The organism is Rhizorhabdus sp., from assembly GCF_018006725.1.
Classification (GTDB): Bacteria; Pseudomonadota; Alphaproteobacteria; order Sphingomonadales; family Sphingomonadaceae; genus Rhizorhabdus.
Map to the genome: position 1 here is coordinate 1 of NZ_JAGMXV010000107.1, position 15,696 is coordinate 15,696.

General features: G+C 65.3%; 13 protein-coding genes. 4 read left to right on the top strand and 9 right to left on the bottom strand.

From position 1 onward, the window contains the following. The coding region (locus tag KAY22_RS15125) for a response regulator (protein ID WP_296624250.1) at positions 1-462 on the bottom strand (462 nt) is incomplete at its 3' end. Positions 463-828: 366 nt separating this feature from the next. Further along, on the bottom strand, positions 829-1,761 hold the full coding sequence (locus KAY22_RS15130) for a TraB/GumN family protein (RefSeq protein WP_296624251.1): 933 nt from the start codon (positions 1,759-1,761) through the stop codon (positions 829-831). 127 nt (positions 1,762-1,888) lie between these two features. Between KAY22_RS15130 and KAY22_RS15135 the strand changes: the two genes are divergently transcribed. The 4 genes from KAY22_RS15135 (at position 1,889) to KAY22_RS15150 (ending at position 9,061) form a co-directional block, all read left to right on the top strand. Then, the gene (locus KAY22_RS15135) at positions 1,889-2,764 is read left to right on the top strand and encodes a glycine--tRNA ligase subunit alpha (protein ID WP_296624252.1); all 876 of its coding nucleotides are present in this window, start codon (positions 1,889-1,891) and stop codon (positions 2,762-2,764) included. 265 nt (positions 2,765-3,029) lie between these two features. After that, complete coding sequence (gene glyS, locus KAY22_RS15140; protein ID WP_296624253.1) at positions 3,030-5,063, top strand: glycine--tRNA ligase subunit beta; 2,034 nt, start codon at positions 3,030-3,032, stop codon at positions 5,061-5,063. Positions 5,064-5,122: 59 nt separating this feature from the next. Then, on the top strand, positions 5,123-7,792 hold the full coding sequence (gene ppdK / locus KAY22_RS15145) for a pyruvate, phosphate dikinase (protein ID WP_296624254.1): 2,670 nt from the start codon (positions 5,123-5,125) through the stop codon (positions 7,790-7,792). A 96-nt stretch (positions 7,793-7,888) separates the two neighbouring features. Then, the gene (locus tag KAY22_RS15150; protein WP_296624255.1) at positions 7,889-9,061 is read left to right on the top strand and encodes a DUF418 domain-containing protein; all 1,173 of its coding nucleotides are present in this window, start codon (positions 7,889-7,891) and stop codon (positions 9,059-9,061) included. 12 nt (positions 9,062-9,073) lie between these two features. On the opposite strand, the gene KAY22_RS15155 is transcribed toward KAY22_RS15150, so the two are convergent. The 7 genes from KAY22_RS15155 to KAY22_RS15185 form a co-directional block, all read right to left on the bottom strand. Then, positions 9,074-9,646 carry a hypothetical protein gene (locus KAY22_RS15155; RefSeq protein ID WP_296624256.1) on the bottom strand — a complete coding sequence of 191 codons (573 nt, stop codon included), beginning with the start codon at positions 9,644-9,646 and terminating at the stop codon, positions 9,074-9,076. A gap of 78 nt (positions 9,647-9,724) precedes the next feature. Then, entirely contained in the window at positions 9,725-10,717 is a 993-nt protein-coding gene (locus KAY22_RS15160) for a type II secretion system F family protein (protein ID WP_296624257.1), read from the bottom strand. Positions 10,718-10,724: 7 nt separating this feature from the next. Further along, positions 10,725-11,699, bottom strand: a complete 975-nt coding sequence (locus tag KAY22_RS15165) for a type II secretion system F family protein (RefSeq protein ID WP_296624258.1) — start codon at positions 11,697-11,699, stop codon at positions 10,725-10,727. A 21-nt stretch (positions 11,700-11,720) separates the two neighbouring features. After that, positions 11,721-12,989 (bottom strand): pilus assembly protein CpaE, encoded by a 1,269-nt coding sequence (locus KAY22_RS15170; RefSeq protein ID WP_296624259.1) that lies wholly within the window; start codon positions 12,987-12,989, stop codon positions 11,721-11,723. Next, positions 12,986-13,612 carry a CpaD family pilus assembly lipoprotein gene (locus tag KAY22_RS15175; protein ID WP_296624260.1) on the bottom strand — a complete coding sequence of 209 codons (627 nt, stop codon included), beginning with the start codon at positions 13,610-13,612 and terminating at the stop codon, positions 12,986-12,988. The genes KAY22_RS15170 and KAY22_RS15175 overlap by 4 nt, the downstream gene beginning before the upstream one ends. A gap of 20 nt (positions 13,613-13,632) precedes the next feature. Beyond that, positions 13,633-15,219 carry a type II and III secretion system protein family protein gene (locus KAY22_RS15180; protein ID WP_296624261.1) on the bottom strand — a complete coding sequence of 529 codons (1,587 nt, stop codon included), beginning with the start codon at positions 15,217-15,219 and terminating at the stop codon, positions 13,633-13,635. Continuing rightward, positions 15,219-15,696: RcpC/CpaB family pilus assembly protein (locus KAY22_RS15185; RefSeq protein ID WP_296624262.1), on the bottom strand; the 478-nt coding region annotated here is incomplete at its 5' end. The genes KAY22_RS15185 and KAY22_RS15180, both read right to left, overlap by 1 nt.

A 15,696-nucleotide genomic window follows, 5' to 3' on the forward strand; every position in this document is an offset into this window, starting at 1 on the left:
TTCCTTGCCGGTCAGATGGACGCGGGCGCTGTCGACCTCGACCGTCTTCGCGTCGAGATTGACCGCCAGCTTCCCCGTGCGGATGACCGACTGGCTGTGGCCCTTCGAGCGGCGGACGATGGCGTGGATGCGGGCGACCAGTTCCTCGCGGTGGAACGGCTTGGTGACATAATCGTCGGCGCCGAAGCCGAGCGCGCGGACCTTGGAGTCCATCTCGCCGATGCCCGACAGGATCATGACCGGGGTCTGGACCTTGGCGCTGCGCAGCTTCTTCAGCACATCATAGCCGTGCATGTCGGGCAGGTTCAGGTCGAGCGCGATGATGTCGTAGTCGTACAGCTTGCCGAGATCGAGGCCTTCCTCGCCCAGATCGGTGGTGTAGACGTTGAAGCCTTCGGCGCCGAGCATCAGTTCGATGCTCTTGGCGGTGGTGGGATCATCCTCGATCAGCAATACCCGCATAGGACCCGTTCCTGTTCATCCCGGGGGAGGAGCCCAGCCGCTCCGCGCTGCCCGTCAACCTGTGTTAACCATGCCGTTAATGAAGGTAAAAGGTTAACGCGGTCTTAAAATCCAGCTGTCAATTTTACCTAGGTAAAAAATCCGTGTCTTTTCGCGCTCTTAGATTGCGCGAAATCATGAGGTTTATTTGACGGCGCGAGTCGCTTCCGGCCCCGCAGGACGGGGCTTGCGCCGATCTGAGCGCACGGCGCGGCCCGTTCCGGCAGTCGCAGCGGTGCCAACGCTTCGTCGAAAATAGGTGAACATGACCATGAGCGGCGGTGCGATGAATCGTGCCGTCACGACTCGCTCCCTCGTTCAGCGATGTTAACGGCTGGCCGGTTCGACCCGTTCGACGGCGATCCCGTCGGCCGACAGCATCTTCTGCACCGACGCGGGGCCCGCCAGATGGCCGGCACCGACCGCGACGAACAGCGTGCCCGGACGATCGAGCCGTTGTTTGAGCCAGGCTGCCCAGTTGGCGTTGCGCTTGCGCAGCAATATCTCGCGCAGATGTGGGGTCAGGTCCTCGTCCTCTTCGAACTGCCTGGCGATGGCGGCTTCGTCGCCGCTGCTCCAAGCCTTGAGCAGCCGGTCATAATCAGCCTTGGCGTCGGACTTGCCGGTGGCGAAGCTGGTCAACATCTCGCGCTGGTCGGCCTCGGACAGGGTAGAGAACATTGCGAGTTGGTCCGCGACCGTCTCCAGTCCTTCGATCTTTTTCGTTGTCGCAGAAGTCGGCAGCGTCGACGGCGGGGCGCTGTCGGCGGGGGCGGTTGTCGGAGCGGGCGGGGCAAAGGCGTTCGTCAAACCGTCTTCCACACCGGCCTCGCGTTGCACGCCCAGATCGCGCATCATCGCGCCCATCAGGACGAAGCAGGCCTGCCAAGTCGGCATGCGGCTGAGCATAGCAGGATCGATCTTCGCCTTGACCAGCAGCGCCTCGAACGCTGGCCGTGCTTCGGGGGCGACGCGCTCGACGATCGGCGGAAGGCTGCTGTCTGGCGGGGGAAACAGCGAAGCCATGGCGCGCGGGTCCTTGTCGACCAGCGTCTCGATCACCAACGTGTCCGATGCGTCCATCGCCTTGCGGATGCGCTCGTCCTCCCACGCATAGCCGGGCGGCAGCGCGTGGATCGTGCCGAAAAGATAGATGGTCGTGTCCGCGTCGCCGAATTTCCACAAGGCGGGTGCGGCTGCGGCCGGCGACGCAATGAGCAGGGCGAGGAGGGCCGAGACGGCGCGTCGAAACAGCTTCATTCACCCCATGTAGAAAGAGCCGCACCCAATTACGAGGGCTGGGCGCGCAAGGCCGTTTTCCTTGACCCGCAAGGCCCCCTGACGCAAAGGGCGCGGCAAGTTCAATCCCGCCCGAAGGACCTTCGTCTTGGCGACCAAGCCGCTCTCGTTCCAGCGCCTCATCCTGACGCTCCATGACTATTGGAGCGAGCAGGGCTGCGTGATCCTGCAGCCTTATGACATGGAGATGGGCGCGGGCACCTTTCACCCGGCCACCACGCTCCGCGCGCTGGGTCCGCAGCACTGGAAAGCGGCCTATGTCCAGCCCTCGCGCCGCCCGACCGATGGGCGCTATGGCGAAAACCCGAACCGGCTCGGCCATTATTATCAATATCAGGTCATCCTGAAGCCCAGCCCGCCCAATCTGCAGGAGCTCTATCTCGGCAGCCTGGAGCGGATCGGCATCGATCCGCTGGCGCACGACATCCGCTTCGTCGAGGACGACTGGGAAAGCCCGACGCTGGGCGCCTGGGGCCTTGGCTGGGAAGTATGGTGCGACGGCATGGAGGTGACCCAGTTCACCTATTTCCAGCAGGTCGGCGGTTTCGACTGCAAGCCGGTCGCGGGCGAACTGACCTACGGGCTCGAACGGCTAGCGATGTACATCCAGGGTGTCGACCGGGTCTATGATCTCGCCTTCAACGACGACGGCGTCACCTATGGCGACGTCTTCCTCGAAAATGAGCGCCAGTTCAGCGCCTATAATTTCGAGGCGGCGAACACCGAGACGCTGTTCCGCCAGTTCACCCAGGCCGCCGACGAATGCCGCGCGCTGCTCGACCGCGAAAAGCCGCTGCCGCTGCCGGCCTATGACCAGGCGATCAAGGCCAGCCACATCTTCAACACGCTGCAGGCGCGCGGGGTGATCTCGGTCGCCGAGCGCCAAGCCTATATCGGCCGCGTCCGCGACCTGGCGAAGGGCGCCTGCGCCGCCTGGATGAAGCACAACGGGTGGTCGGAATGATCCTCCCCTCCACCGCTTCGCGGTCTCCCTATAGCAGCGTAAATGCGAGCATGTTCCTCCCCGGCACGGGGAGGGGGACCGGCGCAGCCGGTGGAGGGGGGGCCACGCCCGCCCCTTGCTCGATGGTTCTTGAAGAGAATGGATATCAGATGCTGAGACTATCAGCTGCGGATAGGGTGAAGGCGCCCAGGCTGGCGGCGAGTGGTCTGACGCCCCCCCTCCACCGCTTCGCGGTCCCCCTCCCCGTGGCCGGGGAGGAACTGTGATGACCGATTTCCTGCTCGAACTCCTGTCCGAGGAAATTCCGGCGCGGATGCAGGAGAAGGCTTCGGCCGATCTCGCCCGCATGCTGGCCGACGAACTGGCCAAGGCCGGCATCGTTGCCGAGAAGATCACCAGTTATGTGACGCCGCGTCGCCTCGCGCTGATCGCACACGGCCTGCCGGTGCAGACGGCGGCCTCGTCCGAAGAGATCAAGGGACCCAAGGCCTCGGCGCCGCCGCAGGCGCTCGAAGGCTTCCTGCGCAAGACCGGCCTCACCCGCGAGCAGCTGGTCGAGCGGGACGGCGTGTTGTTCGCAGTGATCGAGAAGCCCGGCCGCTCGACGGTCGAGCTGCTGTCGCAGGCCATCCCCGCGATCGTCCGCGGCTTCCCCTGGCCGAAGTCGATGCGCTGGGGCACGGCCTCTTCCTCGACTTCCTCGCTGCGCTGGGTCCGCCCGCTCCAGGGCATCGTCGCGCTGCTGGGCGAGGCGATCGTCCCGATCGAGATCGACGGCATCGTCAGCGGTGCCGCCACGGTCGGCCATCGCTTCCACCATCCGGGGCAGATCACGATCGGCAGCGCCGCCGACTATGTCGAGAAGCTGCGCGCCTGCCACGTCATCGTCGACCCGGCCGAGCGCCGCGAGATCATCCGCACCCGCGCCGCCGAACTGGCCGCCGCCGCCGGGCTGGTCGTCGTCGAGGACGAGGGGCTGGTCGCCGAGAACGCAGGGTTGACCGAATGGCCGGTGCCGCTGCTCGGCCATTTCGACCCGGCCTTCCTGGAGGTGCCGCGCGAGGTGATCCAGCTGACGCTGCGCACCAACCAGAAATATTTCGTCCTGAACGACGCCGAGGGGCAGCTCGCCCCGGCCTTCATCTGCACCGCGAACATCAGCGCGAAGGATGGCGGTGAGGGCATCGTTGCCGGCAATGGCAAGGTCCTGGCCGCGCGGCTGTCGGATGCGAAGTTCTTCTGGGAGCAGGATCTGAAGGTTCCGCTTGAGGCCTATCTGCCGAAGCTCGAAGCCATGCTCTTTTACGAGGGTATGGGGACGCTGCGCGAGAAGGCCGATCGGATCTCGTCGCTCGCCGGCTGGATCGCCACGACCTATTTTCCCGAGCGCGATCCGGAGACGGCGCGCCGCGCGGGCCTGCTCGCGAAGGCCGATCTCGCGACCGCCATGGTCGGCGAGTTTCCCGAACTGCAGGGCATCATGGGCGCCTATTATGCAGAGCGGGGCGGTGAGAAGCCGGGCACGGTCAGTGCGCTGCGTCAACAATATGTCGCGGCGGTCGAGGGCTGCATTCCCGCCTGCGTCGCGCTGGCCGACCGAATCGACACTTTGGTCGCCTTCTTTGCTCGCGGCATCAAGCCGACCGGATCGAAGGACCCGTTCGCGCTCCGCCGCGCCGTTCTCCAGATCATCCAGACGATCCTCGCTAACGGAACCCGCGCCTCATTGGGCGCGATCATCGAACAGGCCAAGGTCGGCCTGGGCGGATCGGCGCTCGACACTGCCGAACTTCTCGACTTCTTCGCCGACCGCCTCAAAGTCCAGCAGCGCGAGGCGGGGGTCCGTCACGACCTGATCGACGCCGTGTTCGCGCTGGGTGGCGAGGACGACCTCGTCCGTCTGCTCGCGCGGGTCGAGGCGTTGCAGGCGTTCGTCGCGACCGAGGACGGGGTGAACCTGCTCGCCGGCTACAAGCGTGCAGCGAACATCCTCAAGAAGGAAGGCGGCGTCCCGGCGGGCGCGACCGCGACCCCCGACTACGCGCCGGAGCCGGCCGAACAGGCGCTGATCGACGCGCTCGAAGCCGCCGAACCGCGCGCCGCTGCTGCGGTCGAAGCCGAGGATTTTGGTGCCGCCATGTCGGCGCTGGCGTCGCTGCGCGGGCCGATCGATGCCTTTTTCGAGGCGGTGATCGTCAACGATCCTATCGAGGCCAAAAGAAACACTCGTCTGGCCTTGCTTGAAAAAATCCGTGTTGCGGTGCACAACGTCGCGGACTTTTCGAAAATCGAAGCCTGAGTCGATTGCCGCGCCTCCCGTATAAGGAGGTGGGTCGTGATAGGGAAAGTGACGACTATATGACCACGCAGTACGTGTATCGTTTCGGTGGTGGCGTTTCCGACGGGGGGAAGGGCGACAAGAACCTGCTGGGCGGCAAGGGAGCGAACCTTGCCGAAATGGCCTCGATCGGCCTGCCGGTGCCCCCCGGCTTCACCATCTCCACCGAAATGTGTCGTCGCTTCTATGAAGAGGGGGAGCGCTTTCCCGACAGCCTGAAGGCCGAGGTCGCCAACGGCATCGCCCATATCGAAGCGATCACGAACAAGAAGTTCGGCGTTGCCGCCGATCCGCTGCTGGTCTCGATCCGCTCGGGCGCGCGCGTCTCGATGCCGGGCATGATGGACACCGTCCTCAACCTGGGCCTCAACGACGAGACCGTCGTCGGCCTCGCGACCGTGTCGCAGGATGCGCGCTTCGCCTGGGACAGCTATCGCCGCTTCATCCAGATGTATTCGGACGTGGTCCTCGAGCTCGACCATGGCGCGTTCGAGGAAGCGCTCGAGATCGCCAAGGAAGACAAGGGCTATTCGCTCGATACGGAGCTGACCGCCGACGACTGGCAGGCGCTGGTCGCCAAGTACAAGGACATCGTCGTCGAACTGTGGGGCAAGCCTTTCCCGCAGGACGTGCATGAGCAGCTTTGGGGCGCGGTCGGCGCGGTCTTCAAGTCGTGGCAGTCGGAGCGCGCGAAGGTCTATCGCCGTCTCAACGACATTCCCGGCGACTGGGGCACGGCGGTCAACGTCCAGGCGATGGTGTTCGGCAATATGGGCGACACTTCGGCCACCGGCGTTGCCTTCACCCGCGATCCGTCGAAGGGCGACCGCGCTTATTATGGCGAATTCCTGATCAACGCGCAGGGCGAGGACGTCGTCGCCGGCATCCGCACCCCGCAATATCTGACCAAGGTCGCGCGCGAGACGGCGGGCGCCAAGCCCGCCTCGATGGAAGAGGCGCTGCCCACGGTCTATGGCGAACTCGCCAAGGTGTTCGACCTGCTCGAAACCCATTATCGGGACATGCAGGACATCGAGTTCACCGTGCAGCAGGGCAAGCTGTGGATGCTGCAGACCCGCTCGGGCAAGCGCACCGCCAAGGCCGCGCTCAAGATCGCGGTCGACATGGCCAATGAGGGCCTGATCACCCGCGAGGAGGCCGTCGCCCGCGTCGACCCGTCGGCGCTCGACCAGCTGCTTCACCCGACGCTCGATCCAAAGGCGCCGCGTGACGTGATCGCCAAGGGCCTGCCGGCCTCGCCGGGTGCGGCATCGGGCCTCGTCGTGTTCGACGCCGAGACCGCCGAGAAGCGCGCCGAACTGGGCGATGCCGTCATCCTCGTCCGGGTCGAGACCAGCCCCGAGGACATTCACGGCATGCACGCCGCCAAGGGCATCCTGACGGCGCGCGGCGGCATGACCAGCCACGCGGCGGTCGTCGCCCGCGGCATGGGCCGCCCCTGCGTGTCGGGCGTCGGCACGCTGGCGATCGACGCCAAGGCCAAGCTGTTCCGCGTGTCGGGCCGCGAGGTACGCGAAGGCGACATCATCACCATCGACGGCGCCACCGGTGAGGTGATGCTGGGCGCGGTGCCGACGGTGCAGCCCGAACTGGCGGGCGACTTCGGCACGCTGATGGGCTGGGCTGACGAGGTTCGCCGCCTTAAGGTCCGCACCAACGCGGAAACGCCGCTCGACTGCAAGACCGCGCGCATCTTCGGTGCCGAGGGAATCGGCCTGTGCCGGACCGAGCATATGTTCTTCGACGCGGGCCGCATCACCGCAGTGCGTCAGATGATCCTGGCCGAGGACGAGAAGGGTCGCCGCGTCGCGCTCGACAAGCTGCTGCCCGAGCAGCGCAAGGACTTCACCGAGATCTTCGAGATCATGGCGGGCCTGCCGGTTACGATCCGCCTGCTCGATCCGCCGCTCCACGAATTTCTCCCGCATGAGGAAGAGGATTTCGCCGAAGTCGCCGCCGCGACCGGCATCGGTGTCGAGGCGCTCAAGCGTCGTGCGACCGAACTGCACGAGTTTAACCCGATGCTCGGCCATCGCGGTTGCCGTCTGGGCGTGACCTATCCCGAAATCTACGAGATGCAGGCGCGCGCCATCTTCGAGGCAGCCTGCGACGTCGCCGAGAAGTCGGGCGCGGCGCCCATCCCCGAAGTGATGGTCCCGCTCGTCGCGACCCGTCGCGAGCTCGAGCTGATGAAGATCGTGATCGACAAGGCTGCGCAGGCCGTGTTCGCCGAGAAGGGCCGCACGATCGACTATCTGGTCGGGACGATGATCGAGCTGCCTCGGGCCGCGCTCAAGGCGGGCGAGATCGCCGAGGTCGGCGAGTTCTTCTCCTTCGGCACCAACGACCTGACGCAGACGACCCTTGGCGTCAGCCGCGACGATGCGAGCCGCTTCCTGACGGCTTATGTCGACAAGGGCATTTATCCGAAGGATCCCTTCGTCAGCCTCGACGTCGAAGGCGTCGGCGAGCTGATCGAGCTGGCGGCGGAGCGCGGACGCAAGACGCGCGGCGACATCAAGCTCGGCATCTGCGGCGAGCATGGCGGCGATCCCGCCTCGATCGCCTTCTGCGAGCAGACCGGTCTCGATTATGTCTCGGCCTCGCCTTATCGCGTGCCGATCGCGCGTCTTGCCGCAGCCCAGGCTGCACTCAAGGCGCGGAAGTAATCGGGCGGGGGAGGGCCGGTCGTTCGGTCCTCCCGCCTGTTGCTCCTTGGGCTGTGTTAAGGTGACGCCTCTTTCGGGAGGCGCTACCAACGGGACATGCTCCCCCTCCGACCCGTCGCCGCATCAAGCCGGCTAGGCCTGCTCGATGCGCTGCGCGGCTTCGCGCTGTGCGGTATTTTGTTCGTCAACATCATCGACATGGGCGGGCCGATCGCGATGAACCGGCCGCTCGCCGCCCCGTCGCTGGCCAATCCCGACTGGCAGATCTGGGCGTTCAGCCATCTCATCCTGACGGGCACGATGCGCGGGCTGTTCTCGATCCTGTTCGGGGTCGGCCTGCTGCTGTTCCTCCACGGCGGCGGCGAGGAGGATCGGCTGCCCGCCATGCTGCGCCGGCTTTCGCTGCTGCTGCTGTTCGGCGTCGTCGACGCCACGCTGCTGCTCTGGCCGGGTGACATATTGGTCACCTATGCACTGGCCGGCGCGATAGCCCTGTGTTTCCGGCATATGCAGCCGGCCCGGCTGCTCGGGCTCGCTGGCGTCGTCATGCTTCTCCTGTCGATCTGGGCTGCTCTGGAGGCGCCCGGCATCAGATCCGCGGACATGGTTTATTCGGCATCGATGTTGGCGCGGGAAGAGTCTGCCCGGCTCGGCAGCTATGGCGACAGTCTCGCCTATATGACGCTCGTCAGCTGGATCTGGCTGAAGAGCGGCTTTCTCTATATCTGGGTCGGCGATGCGCTGATGTTCGTGCTGCTCGGCATGGCGCTGCTCAAGCTCGACTGGTTTCGCGGTGAAGGCCGGGCCTTGCCCCTCTTGCGGATCGTGGCGATCTGCTACGGCGGCGGGCTGGCGTTGCGCGTGCTGCAACTGCTGCTGATCTGGCCCGATGGAAGTGCGCCGACGACCTTGTCGGCTTTCGTCGATCAGCCCGCACGGCTGCTGATGACCGCAGGCCACATGTCGCTGTTGCAGTCGATCTGGCGGCTCGGGAAACTGCCCGGAGCCACGAAAATACTGGAGCGAATGGGCCGCATGCCGCTGACCCTGTACCTCGGTCAAAGCCTTGCCGGCGCCTGCATTTTTGCAGGCTTCGGGTTCGGCTATTGGAATGGTCTGACCTGGCCGGAGCTCTGGATGGTCGCGGTTGCTATCCTGATCGTCGAGGCGATGTTCGCGTGGTTCTGGTTTTTGGCCTTCACCTATGGCCCGCTCGAATGGCTGTGGCGCTGGGGCACCTATGGCAGGCGCCCCGCGCTGATGCGATGATCGGACGCGGCTTCAGGCGAAGCGGCGGGCATGTTCATCGAATTCGCCATGGCGCAGCATATCGGCCTGCTCGCGCCAGCGCTCTTTGGCAATCGTTCCCGGTGTCAGGCCGAGCCAGCCTTCCAGCGATGCTTCGTCGTTGGGTGACATCTCGACGACGTCCACATAGCGGTGGAGTCCCAGTTCGTTGAGCCGCATCTCGCCATTGCGCCCCACGCCGTAGATGCGGGCGAGGTCGTCCCGCTTGCCCGAAGCGGCCGCAGCGATGGTGCCTGCGGTCCGGTTGCCGATCGCAGGGCTGTGCTTCTCCAGTTCGGCAATCCGTTCGTTCGCAGCAGCGCTACGGGCCAGCAGCGAGTCGCGTTCTTTTTCGACCGCCAGTCGCTGGTCGCGCTCTGCGGCCAGCCGCTCGACTTCGCTGGACAGCCGGACGACCTCGCCATCGGCGGTAACTCGCGCCGCGCGCTCGTTCTGGAAGGCCTTCTTCCATTTGCGGCTGCCCGACAGGGTCAGCAGGCCGAGCAGCCAGCCCAGCAGGAAGATCAGTGCTATGATTATCCATTGGTTGGTCGTGAATGCCGGCATCGACTGCCCTCCTCTCAGTGAGGGCTAGAACCGCCGGATACCGCATCCGTTCCGCGCACGGCGCGAAGCGGCAATTTCCTACTTCATCACATTGTCGCTGATCGAGCAGGCTGCCGGCCCCAGAATGACGACGAACAGCACGGGCAGGATGAAGACGATCAACGGCACCGTCATGATCGCCGGCAGGCGCGCGGCCTTCTCCTCGGCGCGCATCATCCGGTCGTGGCGGAACTCGGCCGACAGGATGCGCAGCGCGGCGGCGAGGGGGGTGCCGTATTTCTCGGTCTGGATCATCGTCGTGACGACACCCTTGATCGAATCCAGATTGACCCGGTTGGCGAGGTTCTCGAACGCCTGACGCCGGTCGGTCAGGAAGCCGAGTTCGATCGCGGTGAGGGCGAATTCGTCGCCCAGTTCCGGATAGGCCTTGGACAGTTCGCGCGCGACGCGGTTGAAGGCCAGGTCGACCGACAGACCGGCCTCGGCGCATATGACGAGCAGATCGAGCGCATCGGGCAACGCCTTGCGGATCGCCGTCTGCCGCTTCGAAATCAGGTTCTTCACATAGATGTCGGGCGCCTTGTAGCTCGCGATCAGCGATCCGGCGACGATCAGGTAGCGCTTGAGGGCGCTCGCTTCCGGAAACCAGTTGAGCAGATAGACTCCGACCGCAGCGGTGCCGCCGATCAGGATCGGTGCGACCAGCCGGAAGAATATCACGGTGATCGCCGAATCCTTCGATCGGATGCCGGCGCGTGCGAGATTCAGCGTCGCCGTCTTGAGCTGCGAATCCTGCAGCATCTTCATGCTGCCCAGAATTGCGCGCATCCGATCAACCGAAACGCTGCTCTTCTTCTCCATCTTGGCGCGGCGGCGCGTCTTGGAGGCGGCGACGCCGGCCTTGAGTTGCTCGCGCCGGTCGTTGAGCGCCCGGACGCGACGCGCCATTGGGTCGCGCGCAAAGGAGCGGACGAGATGGTGCCCGACGACGAGCATCACCACAGCGGTCGCGAGCGCGATGCCGATCGAGAGGAGGGTGCTGAAGAAATGGGGGCTGACGCTATGCTCCATCGCGCGCTCAGATCTCGAAATTGATCATCTGGCGCATGATGAACGCGCCGATGCTCATCCAGATGAGGCCGGCAATGCCCGCGATCACCAGGCGCTGATCGGTGAAGAAGCTGCCCATATAGGTCGGGCTGATGAAGCTGATCAGGCCGAACACGATGAAGGGCAGGACGCCGATGATATAGGCCGACGCTTTGGATTCCGAAGACATGGCGGCGATCTTCAGCTTCATCTGCATGCGCTTGCGCAGAACTTCGGACAGGTTCGACAGCGTCTCGGCCAGATTGCCGCCGGTTTCGCGCTGAATGGCCAGGGTGATGACGAAGAACTGGAACTCGGGTGTACCGAGCCGGTCGGCGGTTTCCTGAAGCGCGGCCTCGAGCGTGCGGCCGATCTTCATCCGGTCGCTGACCGCCTGGAACTCGCTGCCCACGGGCCCCTCGATCTCGGACGCCACCGCCGCCATCGTCTCCGCCACAGGCAGGCCCGCGCGCAACCCCCGGACGAGCAGGTCGATGGCGTCGGGAAAACGCTGTGTGAACTGGGCCAGACGACGCTTGGCCAGCATGTCGAGCAGCATCGGCGGCAGGCCCAGACCCGCCGCGAGCGCGACGATCGACGCCATCCACACCGGCAGGCCGACGATGGTCAGTCCGAACAGCGGCACGGAGAAGGCGATGCCCGAACCGATGAAATATTGGCGAAGCGTCCACTTCTTGCCGGCCGCCTCCATCTTGCGGATGATCTCGGCGGGGTCGGGGAGGAAGCGGTTGAGCAGTGTCTTGGGGCGTTGCTGCACCGTAGCGCGGCTGGCGAGCAGCTTGCGAACCTGCTCGTTGACCGGCGGCTCGCCCGACACATTGTAGCGGCCGCGCACGGTCGACAGGCGCCGCACGAGCGCGCGCTGCGCCGGCGGTCGGGCCAGCACATAGAAGAAGACGGTCATGACGACCGCCATGACCATCAGGAAGAGGATCGTCAGCATATGACGTTCATCCCCGGCACGTCATTTCCGTGCGATCTTCGACTTGGACTGAAAGATCGCCATGAACTCGTCGAGGAGTGAGGACTTGGCCGAGCGTCCTTCCGCATCGGGATCATCGTTCGACAGCGCGATCAGCTTGTCGGCCATCTGCTGATAGGCCTGACCGAGCTTGGAAGCCTTGCCCGCCTCGGCGATCGGCTTGCCGAGCTTGGCGGCGTTGACTGCCTGCTTGTGGTCATAGGGCAGGAGGAAGTCGATCTCGCGCTCGATCGAATTTTCGAAATCCTTGCGGCCGATCTCGGTCAGGCTCGGATGGACCTTGTTGGCGACGACGAGCACGCCTGCCTGCGGTGCGTTGTTCTTGAGCCAGGCGAGGATGCGGATCGTATCGCGCGTCGCGGCGAGAGTCAGGTCGACGACCAGCACCACCGACTGGACCTCGTGGAACAGATGGGGATGCTGCACCATCATCATGCGCGGAATGTCGACGATGGTGCACTCAAAGGCGCCCTTCATTTCTTCCTGCAGCTGGAAATAGGCGCCGCCGTCGGTGATGATCGGGTTGTTGATCGGTGCCTCGGCGGACAGCACCGACAGCTTGTCATTGGCCTTGACCAGCGCACGTTCGAGAAACAGCCCGTCGATGCGCGCAGGATTGTCGATCGCATCGGTCAGCCCGCGACCAGGCTCCAGATCGAGCGCCAGCGCGCCCGTGCCGAAATGGACGTCGAGGTCTAGCAAGGCGGTGCTGATCTCTGCGGTTTCCCCCATCAGCCAGGCGAGCGAGGCGGCGACCGTTGACGCACCGACCCCGCCGCGTGCGCCGATGACGGCCGTCATCGTATGAATCTTGGCGTCCTCCGCCATGCCATGGCGCGGACCCATCAGGATCATCTGCGCCTGGGCAAGCGCGTCGCGAATCTGGTCCGCAGTAAAGGGCTTGAGCAGATAGTCCTGGATGCCGCTGTTGAGCAGTTCGCGATAGAGCCGCACATCGTTGACCGTGCCTGCGGAAATCACGATCGTTCCGGGTTCGCACACTTCGGCCAGCGCGTTGACGTCGTTGAGCGGATCGATCGACTCGCTGAGGTCGACGAGCAATATCGTTGGGCTGGCCGTGACCGACAGCGACTGGATCGCCGCGCGCAGGCCACCCTTGTTGACCGACTCCGGCGGCCATCCGAGTTCGAAGACCAGCGGCTTCAGCAGTTCGGCGCTGAGGTCGTCGGTGACGAAGGCCGCGAACGGATTGCGGGTCTGCTGCTGCTTGGCGTTGAAAGGCGCGTTCATTGCCCGCCTCCCTTGGTCGACTCGATCTTGAGGCCATTCTGCGAGGTCGGCACCGCATCGCGCCATACCTTGATCGCCTTGGTCGCAGTATCGGCCGTGTCGCCACGCCCGCTCTGCCCGCGCAACAGATCCTCCGGATCGGCGACCATCGCGGCAATGGTGGAATTGATCCCGCAACCGAAATTGCTCGAGGCACTGCCGGTGAAATTGGGCTGCGACGCGGCACTGAAATCGGGGCAGCCCGGCACCGACGCAACCGACCGGCTGACGACGATCCGCACATGGCCGGGGGGCAGGGCGCCAGCGGTCACGGGGGCACCGTCGCTCAGGAGCAGCCCGTAGCGTGCGACGAGCGGCGCGATTGCTGCATTGACCGGACCGGCGACCGTGCCCCCGTCCACGCTCACGCGGTCGCCATAGGCGAGGCCGAGCGCGTCGAACCATTGCCACACGCGCGCGCGATCGGCGGGGGCAAGGTCGCCGGCAGGCACGTCGAGGGTGAAGTCGCTGCGCTGAACGACCGGCTGATGGACCGACTCGACGCCTCTGTTCGAGCGTCCGGCAGCAGGCGCCGCAAGCACGACCGCGAGGCCGGCTGCTATGAGGAGGGTAGGCGCGCGCATCTGGTTCTCCCGCATGGCGGTCAGTTGGTCGAGAAGCCGGCGTCGGGCACGGCTTGCTGCCGCGCCGTCGAGGGCGGCTCGGTTGCGGGAACGGTGCGCGGCTGCACCGGTCGGGGCGCGGGGTCGCGGGCGCCGGAACTGCCCATGAACGTCTGCCCGGCGATGTAGCGTTCGGCGTCGGTCGCAGCCTTCATCCCCGTCGTGGGAAGCGCGATCTGCTGCGGCGATACCGGTTTCACGAGATAGGGGGTGACGACGATCATCAACTCGGTTTCGTTGCGCTTGAAGGCGTTCGAGCGGAACAGCGCGCCGAGGATCGGAAGGTCGCCCAGTACAGGCGCCTTGTCGACGCTGCTGTTCTGGCCGTTCGACATCAGGCCGCCGATCATGAAGGCCTGGCCGGAGCCGAGCTCAACCGTCGTTTCGGCACGACGCGTCGTGATGCCGGGGATGGTGAATCCGGCCAGGCGCACCGATCCGGCGTCGGTCAGCTGCGACACTTCGGGGCGGACCCGCAGCGAGATGCGCCCATCGGCCAGCACGGTCGGCGTGAAGGACAGGCTCACGCCATATTGCTTGAACTCGACCGAGACTGCGCCGAGCCCCTGCGACAGCGGGATCGGAATTTCGCCCCCGGCGAGGAAACTCGCCGTCTCGCCCGAAATTGCGGTGAGGTTGGGCTGGGCAAGGGTAGAGACGAGGCCGTCGGCCTCAGCCAGATCCAGTGCCGCCGCGATATCCATGCCGAGAAACTTGCCAGCAAGGCCGAGCGAGGTACCCGATCCGGCGCCCTTGCCGAGCGAGCTGAGATTATAGGTCGTCCCCGGCGAGACGACGAACTGACCGGTGGCCGGATTAAAGGGCAGCGACAGCGTGCCAGTGGGGAAACCGAACTGCGAGGATGCGTCGATGCGAGGCAGGCCGCTGATGTCCGTGTTCGTGATGCTGCCGAAGCTGCGGCCCTGGGCGATACCGAACAGGAAGCCACCGGTCGTGTCGCGGTTGAGCAGGTTTACCCCGATCGACTTGGCGAACTCGCGGCTCACCTCGGCGATCTTGACCTGCAGATTGACCTGCAGCGGCACGGCGGACTTCAGGCGGTTGACCACCTGGGTGTCCTTGCCGACGAATTGTTCAACCAGCTTCTGTGCTTCGGCGACCGTTGCGGGACTGTCGACGGCACCCGTCAGCAGCACGATGCCGTTCATCGTCGTTGCGGTGATCGCGGCTTCGGGCATGGCGAGCTTCAGCATCGCATCGACGCTGCTGATATTGGCGCCGACACGGACGATGGAGGACCAGATGACCCTGCCCGCCCGGTCCGTCGCGTAGACCGCAGTCTCGCCCGGCCCCTTGCCGAACAGATAGAGTTGTGTCGAGGAGCGGACCTGCACGTCGGCGATCTTGTCGTCAGCAACGAACAGGTCGGTCATCGCGGCCGGCAGCGAGATCATCTCGCCGGAGCCGATCGACAGTGTGAGCGTTTCGCTCGGGCGGCTGATGGCCGTGGTGCGGACGGTTGCGGCGCTGCGCACCGTAGCGGCCTCTGCAGTAACCGGCGCCAGTGCGACCGTTGCCAGAAGCAGGGTTTGGATGGCGCGGCGCATCACTTGGCGCTCGCCGTGCTGAGCGTGACCGCATTGCCGCGCGCCACGCGTACGCCGGATTGCGAGGGCGCCGACGCGACGGGGGTTACCTGTGCCCCGCCAGAGGGGCGTGGTGGTACGCTGGACCGCTGGAAGCGCGAGACGTCGGCGCCCACCGTGTAGCTGGGATTGTCGTCGATGGGACGCGAGGTGAGTTCGAGCAGCATCTGCCGCTCGGTCTTCGGGTCGGCGTCGGCGGGCAGCTTTACGCTGCCGCTGGCGATGCGTTCCTCCAGCTCCGCGCGGTTGTCCGCGATCGAGCGCAATGCGAGCGACAGCTGTCCGATCGTCTGGGCGACGGCGATCTTCTCGGCGATTTTCGGGGTCGCCTCGATCGTGACGTTCGAGGTGTTGGCGACGACGGTCTTGCCTTCCTCATCGACGGTCTTGTCGGTGCGCTGGTCCGTCGCCAACACCTCGAACGTCACGATCGAGGCG

Coding starts and splice junctions, on each gene's coding strand:
- glyS (WP_296624253.1), top strand. CDS start 3,030: ATGACCGATTTCCTGCTCGAACTCCTGTCCGAGGAAATTCCGGCGCGG.
- KAY22_RS15130 (WP_296624251.1), bottom strand. CDS start 1,761: ATGAAGCTGTTTCGACGCGCCGTCTCGGCCCTCCTCGCCCTGCTCATT.
- ppdK (WP_296624254.1), top strand. CDS start 5,123: ATGACCACGCAGTACGTGTATCGTTTCGGTGGTGGCGTTTCCGACGGG.
- KAY22_RS15170 (WP_296624259.1), bottom strand. CDS start 12,989: ATGAACGCGCCTTTCAACGCCAAGCAGCAGCAGACCCGCAATCCGTTC.
- KAY22_RS15175 (WP_296624260.1), bottom strand. CDS start 13,612: ATGCGCGCGCCTACCCTCCTCATAGCAGCCGGCCTCGCGGTCGTGCTT.
- KAY22_RS15160 (WP_296624257.1), bottom strand. CDS start 10,717: ATGGAGCATAGCGTCAGCCCCCATTTCTTCAGCACCCTCCTCTCGATC.
- KAY22_RS15150 (WP_296624255.1), top strand. CDS start 7,889: ATGCTCCCCCTCCGACCCGTCGCCGCATCAAGCCGGCTAGGCCTGCTC.
- KAY22_RS15165 (WP_296624258.1), bottom strand. CDS start 11,699: ATGCTGACGATCCTCTTCCTGATGGTCATGGCGGTCGTCATGACCGTC.
- KAY22_RS15180 (WP_296624261.1), bottom strand. CDS start 15,219: ATGCGCCGCGCCATCCAAACCCTGCTTCTGGCAACGGTCGCACTGGCG.
- KAY22_RS15155 (WP_296624256.1), bottom strand. CDS start 9,646: ATGCCGGCATTCACGACCAACCAATGGATAATCATAGCACTGATCTTC.